The sequence below is a fragment of the Gemmata sp. genome (assembly GCF_051859125.1).
GTDB lineage: Bacteria > Planctomycetota > Planctomycetia > Gemmatales > Gemmataceae > Gemmata.
On record NZ_JBHYGG010000173.1, the window covers coordinates 1 to 5,778 of the forward strand.

Here is a 5,778-nt window from a genome sequence, read left to right on the forward strand (position 1 = left end):
TGAAGGCGTATGGCCCCCGGGCCAGACGCCTTCGCGGCAGAGGCCCGGTTGTAGGGCCAGTGGACCTCAAGTCGTAAGAACAGAGTCCCGGATCGTCCGCGGACCGCCCGGGACCGCGCAGTTACTTGCTCGACTTCTTGGCTATTCTAAAGTGCGATTCGAGCGTGAGGAACGTCTTCACGGCGAACCCCTTGATCGGGTTCGCCCTGGCCTGCGTGCGCGCTCAGGTGACCACCGCGACGGCCCTGGTGCTGGTCCGCGACCGTCTGCCGCTTGACGTCCGTGTCGAAGTTGCGGCTCCGGTGCCGCCCGCGAGCCCGGATCAGGCGCGGGCGGCGCGGGAGCACAGGTGGACCCGCACGCGGTCCACAAGGGCGAGGAGGACGGCCGGGGCGGCGGGCTTGGCCAGGTGCAGGTCGATCCCGGCATCGGCCGAACGGTGCCGGTCGGCGTCGCAGGCGTACCCGGTCACCGCGACGATGACCGGCTGGGCGGCCCGGACCAGGTCGCGGATCCGCCGGGCGGTCTCCCACCCGTCCATCCCGGGCATTCCGATGTCGAGCAGCACCACGTCCGGGGCCTCCTCGGCCACGGCCCGGAGCGCGTCGCGCCCGCACATCGCCACCCGTGCCCGGCACCCGGACAGGGCAAGGATCTCGGCAGCAGATTCGGCCGCGTCGGGCAGGTCGTCGACCACGAGCACCGACACCGGACGGGCACGGGATGAGTCTAAGTTCATGGAATGGCCCTGCGGACTTGGAGGCGAATACAGATGAGTTCGGTTCGTGCATCCTACCGGGGGCCGGACTTCGCACACTTGCGAAACGGATGCGTGAACCGGCATTACGCTGGGTTCCGACGCGGTGTCGGGAAGAGCCGCGGCCGGGGTAACGCGGGCGGCGATTCGCGCTGTTTCGCCGCACCGAAAACGCGCCCCGGGCCTCTAATTATTGCGACGAAACAGTGGAGATTACCGGTCAATATGGAGAGCAGTTGTGAACGCAATCGATCACCCGATCATCGATGATCAGCCCGTTGTACTACCCGCCGGCGATACGGAGGCGGCGGCCGCGGAGGGCGCCCCGGCGGGGTCGGAACCCCGGGCCGTTGACCCCGTCCGCTCCGCCGCCGGCAGGCGGGGGGCCACCGGGTTCACGAGCTCGCGGTCCTCGGCCGGGAGTTCGAGAAGGAGCACGGCCTGAGCCCGGGCCGGGAGCGGCTCAAGCACCTCATCAAACTCGGCAAGCGGTACGAGGTGGAGCACGGCCTGCGTGCGGCCAGCCCGCGCCGGCGGAAGAAGGGCGACGCCTGGCAGGAGTTCGTCTCGGCCCTGGCCCGGGTCGTCCGGCCGGCGCACCGTGCGGCGGTCGAGCAACTGGCCGCCGCCCTGCGGCCCGCACCCAGCGCCCCCGCCCCGGCGGCACCCGGCGCCGACCGGGCCGCCTGATACCGATCATCCCGAATCCAATGATCGGTAACCGTGGCGGACTCTTGCCCTCCCCCTGGTGGGGGAGGACTCATCCTGGTGGGAGTTACGCAGTTGAGTTGGTGGGGCAGACATTCTTGTCTGCCTCGTGAGGCCGTTGGAGGCAGACAAGAATGTCTGCCCCACCAACATCAAGCAGATCCGAGCGCGAGGTCCGAGCGAGGGTTCATGTCGACCCTCGCTCGGACCTATACACTTTGAACTCGAAACTACTGGTGTTGGTATCAGCGGTGGGTCACGGGATCGATTAGGAGCGTGTAGGCGACCACCGACGTCGCCGCCACGGTCAACTGCACCTCGCTGCGGGCGACCAGTTCCGGCGGCGCGACCGACCCCGGGCCGTTCCACTCCGCGGCGGCCGAGTCCAGGTCGCGCTGCCACGTGCCCGTGCGGAGCGTCAGGCGGACCTCGGCCGGGCGGTCCGACAGGTTGATCACGAGCAGCGTCTCGGCGTCCCCGTCCCACCGCTCGACGGCCAGCGTGTGGTGCTCCTGGAACGCCGTCACCCGCATCCGCTCCCGGTCCGGGAACCGCAGCGCCGGGGACTCGCGGCGGAGCCGCAGCACCTCCCGGTAGAAGTCCCACAGCACCTTGTGCGTGTCCGCGTGCCGCAGGCCGCGGTTGAGGACGGACCGGCGGAACGTGTCCGCGGCCTGCGGGTCGGGCGGGTCGCCGCCGGTCATCTGGAACTCCTCCCTGCGGCCCCTGCGCACCGCCTCGACGAGGTCCGGGTCGGAGAAGTCCACGAAGTACTGGAACGGGGCCGGCTCCCCGTACTCCTCCCCCATGAACAGCATCGGCGTGTACGGGGCCAGCATGACGGCCGCGGCCGCGAGCTTCTGCGCCTCGAAACTCACGAGCGCGCCGAACCGCTCGCCGAACTTCCGGTTCCCGATCTGGTCGTGGTTCTGGATGCACACCACGAACTGCCGGCCGGCCAGGTTCGCCGGCTGGTTGCCGTGCCGCCGCTCCCGCGTGGCGCTGAACTGCCCGGTGTACGCGTACCCGTGCTGGTACGCGTTCACCAGGAGGCCGAACTGGTCGTAGTCCCGGTGGTACGGGCACTCCTCGCCGGCCAGGAGGGTGAACACGCAGTGGTGCAGGTCGTCGGCCCACTGGGCGTGGAGCCCGAGCCCGCCCAGGTCGGGCGAGCGGAGCACCCGCGGGTCGTTCAGGTCGCTCTCGGCGATCAGGTACACCTGCCGGTTCAGGTCGGTCGCGTACCGCCCGACCACGTTGCCCAGTTCCATCAGGAACGGGGCCGCGGTCACGTCGTAGATCGCGTGGACCGCGTCCAGCCGCAGCGCGTCGACGTGGAACTCGTGGACCCAGTACAGGGCGTTCTCAATCAGGTACCGGCGGACCTCGTCGCTCTTCGGCCCGTCCACGTTGACCGCGTTGCCCCACGGGGTCTTGTACCGGTCGGTGAAGTAGTGGGCGAACTCGTGGAGGTACCCGCCCTCGGGGCCGAAGTGGTTGTACACCACGTCGAGGACGACCGCGAGCCCGCGGGCGTGGCACGCGTCCACCAGCCGCTTGAGCCCGGCCGGGCCGCCGTAGCTGTTCTGCGGGGCGAACGGGTACACCCCGTCGTACCCCCACCCGCGGCGGCCCGCGAACTGCGCGACCGGCATCAACTCGACCGCGGTGGCGCCGAGGCCGACCAGCTCGTCGAGGTACGGGACCACCGCGTCGAACGTGCCCTCGGGCGTGAACGTGCCGACGTGCAACTCGTAGATCACGTACTTGTCAAGGGGCACGCCGTGCCAGTGGGCGTCGGTCCACGGGAACGCGGGGTCGACCACCGCGGACGGCTCGTGGACGGTGGTCGGCTGGAGCCGGCTGGCCGGGTCGGGGCGCTCGGCGCCGCCGTCGAGCCGGTAGAGGTACCGGGTGCCCGGCTCGACCCCGTCGAGCACGACCTCGAAGTACCCCGTGCCCACCGGCCGCATGGGGACGACGCGGTCCACCGGCGCGGTGACGTGCAGGTCCACCCGCTCGCACCGGGACGCCCAGACGCGGAACCGGCACCTCCCGTCGCCCAGGTACACCGCCCCCAACCGGGGCTTCCAGAAACTCGGCATGGTCACTTCCCAGTGGGATTGGTTACCGCCCGCGGGACCCGCGGGCGGGGGCAGGGGCCGGCGCGCCGGTCAGCACGCGGGGAGCACTCTCTCGGCGAACGCGTCGATGAACCGGTCCGGGTCGCGGCCGACGAAGTGCAGGTACACGGCCCCGAACCCGGCCGCGAAGTCCCCGCGGATCCACTCGACGTGCCGGGCCGGGTCGGACGACACGCGCAGCTTCCCGCGCAGGTCGCCGACGCGCACCGCCGCGGCCGCGGCGGCGATCGCGCCGGGGTCCGGGGCGTCCTGGAGCAGGTCCTGCCCGAGGCCCGCGACCGGCCAGCCGGCGTGCGCGTCACGCCACGCCTCGTCCTCGGTCGGCGCGAACCCGACGGCCGCCTGGAGCACCATCGGCTTGCCCGCCCCGCCCCCGCGGCGGAAGGCGTCGGCGACCTCGCGGAGCCCGTCCGGCTGGTGCCCGACGGTGAGGAGCCCGTCGGCCCAGCCCCCGGCCCACTCCGCGGTCTCGGGGGTGAGGGCCGCGGCGAACAGGAGCGGGGGCCGCGCCGGGCGGGTGTACAGCCTCGCGGCCTCGACCCGGACGGCCCCGCGGCGGGTGACGGTCTCCCCCGCCCACAGCGCCCGGATCACGTCCACCGCCTCGCGCAGCTTGGCCCGGCGCTCGGGCTTCGCCGGCCAGGCGCCGCCGGTGACCGCCTCGTTGAGCGCCTGCCCGGTCCCGACGGCCAGCCAGTACCGGCCCGGGAACATCTCGGCGAGGGTGGCCGCCGCCTGGGCGACGACGGCCGGGTGGTACCGCCCGGTCGGGCAGCACACGCTCCCGAACGGGAGGGCGGTGGCGCGCAGCGCGGCCCCGAGCCAGGAGAAGGCGAACCCGCTCTGCCCCTGCTGCGGGGTCCACGGGTGGAAGTGGTCCGAGCACGTGCCGGCGCGGAACCCCGCCGCCTCGGCGCGGCACGCGAGCCGGAGCAGTTCGCGGGGCGGGTGCAGTTCGTGCGATGCGTGCCAGCCGATCGTTCCCATGCCCCCTCCTCTCTCACCGGACCAACTGGGCGGTCCGGGATGCAGCAACGTCCGGACCAATTCCCCGAGGGACGAACGGTGAACAGGCGGCGGGGAGCGGGGGCGTTCGGTACGTCGATTGCGTACTCCGCCACCGCCCACTCTCCCGTCTCCGACGGGCGCGCGTACCCAGGGGAACCATCATGGCCGACCAGAAGAACCGCGGCGGACAGAAGCAGGGGAACCAGAACCCCGAGCAGCCCGAGCAGGCGCAGGGGACGACCACCCAGGGCGCCGGCGAGCGGTCGGACCAGGACAAGCAGCAGGACCAGCGGAACAACCCGGACGACGCCCGCCGGCAGCCGACCGACCAGAAGCGGTGAGGCGCGCGTTCAGCCGCTCAGCCGCTCAGCGGGTCGGGGCGCCCCGGCCCGCGTGTCGTTCGTTCCCGAGCCCCACCCGACCAGTTCATCGATGAAGGGAGACGCGACCGTGGCGAACGAGCACCTGGTGACGTACCTGCACGACCACCTGGCCGGGTCGGTCGTCGCCATCGAACTTCTGGAGCACCTGGAGCAGGCGCACGGCGGGACCGACCTGGCCCCGTTCTTCGCCACGCTGCGGCAAGACGTTCTGACCGACCGGGCCGAGCTGGACGCCCTGATCGGCCGCGTGGGCGGGTCGCCGGGCACGGTCCGCGGGGCCGTGGGCTGGCTCGCGGAGAAGGCCGCGCGGCTCAAGCTGCGGGTGGACGACGCCCCCGGGGGCGACTTCCGGTTACTCGAAGCCGCGGAACTGGTGGCCGTCGGGATCGAGGGCAAGCGGAGCCTGTGGGCGGCGCTGGCCGAGGTCGCGGCGGCCGCGCCCGAACTCCGCGGGCCGGACTACGCCGCCCTGGTGGCGCGGGCCGCGGAGCAGCGCCAGCGGATCGAGCGCGTGCGGCTGCGCGCCGCACGGTCCGCGCTCGGGCCCACACGAATCCAATAGATCCGGTGTCACACCAACTCGGGCCAAGGACTGGCGGACAGAACTCGTGGGGCAGGCCGCCGGCCTGCCGAAGTCCCGGCAGGCCGGCGGCCTGCCCCACAACCGTAACCCAGTCTTGTCCCGGAGTCCCAAGAAGTGGTGGCGGAATGGACCGCGGGTCCGGGGTGTGGTTCCGGTGGCACCCCCTCACCCGCCGCTCGAAGACTCGCGGCGACC

At 72.1% G+C, this 5,778-nt stretch carries 6 protein-coding genes; 3 read left to right on the plus strand and 3 right to left on the minus strand.

What is annotated here, in order from left to right:
• Positions 1-322: 322 nt before the first annotated feature.
• Complete coding sequence (locus ACTIGN_RS15845) at positions 323-709, minus strand: response regulator (RefSeq protein WP_439625511.1); 387 nt, start codon at positions 707-709, stop codon at positions 323-325.
• A 546-nt stretch (positions 710-1,255) separates the two neighbouring features.
• Here ACTIGN_RS15845 and ACTIGN_RS15850 point away from each other — a divergent pair.
• On the plus strand, positions 1,256-1,447 hold the full coding sequence (locus ACTIGN_RS15850) for a hypothetical protein (protein ID WP_439625513.1): 192 nt from the start codon (positions 1,256-1,258) through the stop codon (positions 1,445-1,447).
• Between the two features lie 263 nt (positions 1,448-1,710).
• On the opposite strand, the gene treZ is transcribed toward ACTIGN_RS15850, so the two are convergent.
• Positions 1,711-3,570 (minus strand): malto-oligosyltrehalose trehalohydrolase, encoded by a 1,860-nt coding sequence (treZ, locus tag ACTIGN_RS15855; RefSeq protein ID WP_439625515.1) that lies wholly within the window; start codon positions 3,568-3,570, stop codon positions 1,711-1,713.
• 69 nt (positions 3,571-3,639) lie between these two features.
• Positions 3,640-4,596: a TIGR03885 family FMN-dependent LLM class oxidoreductase gene (locus ACTIGN_RS15860; protein ID WP_439625517.1), complete on the minus strand. Its 957-nt coding sequence runs from the start codon at positions 4,594-4,596 to the stop codon at positions 3,640-3,642.
• Positions 4,597-4,778: 182 nt separating this feature from the next.
• On the opposite strand from ACTIGN_RS15860, the gene ACTIGN_RS15865 reads away from it, so the two are divergent.
• Positions 4,779-4,958, plus strand: a complete 180-nt coding sequence (locus ACTIGN_RS15865) for a hypothetical protein (protein ID WP_439625519.1) — start codon at positions 4,779-4,781, stop codon at positions 4,956-4,958.
• Positions 4,959-5,067: 109 nt separating this feature from the next.
• Positions 5,068-5,562 carry a hypothetical protein gene (locus ACTIGN_RS15870; RefSeq protein ID WP_439625521.1) on the plus strand — a complete coding sequence of 165 codons (495 nt, stop codon included), beginning with the start codon at positions 5,068-5,070 and terminating at the stop codon, positions 5,560-5,562.
• The last annotated feature ends 216 nt before the right edge of the window (positions 5,563-5,778 follow it).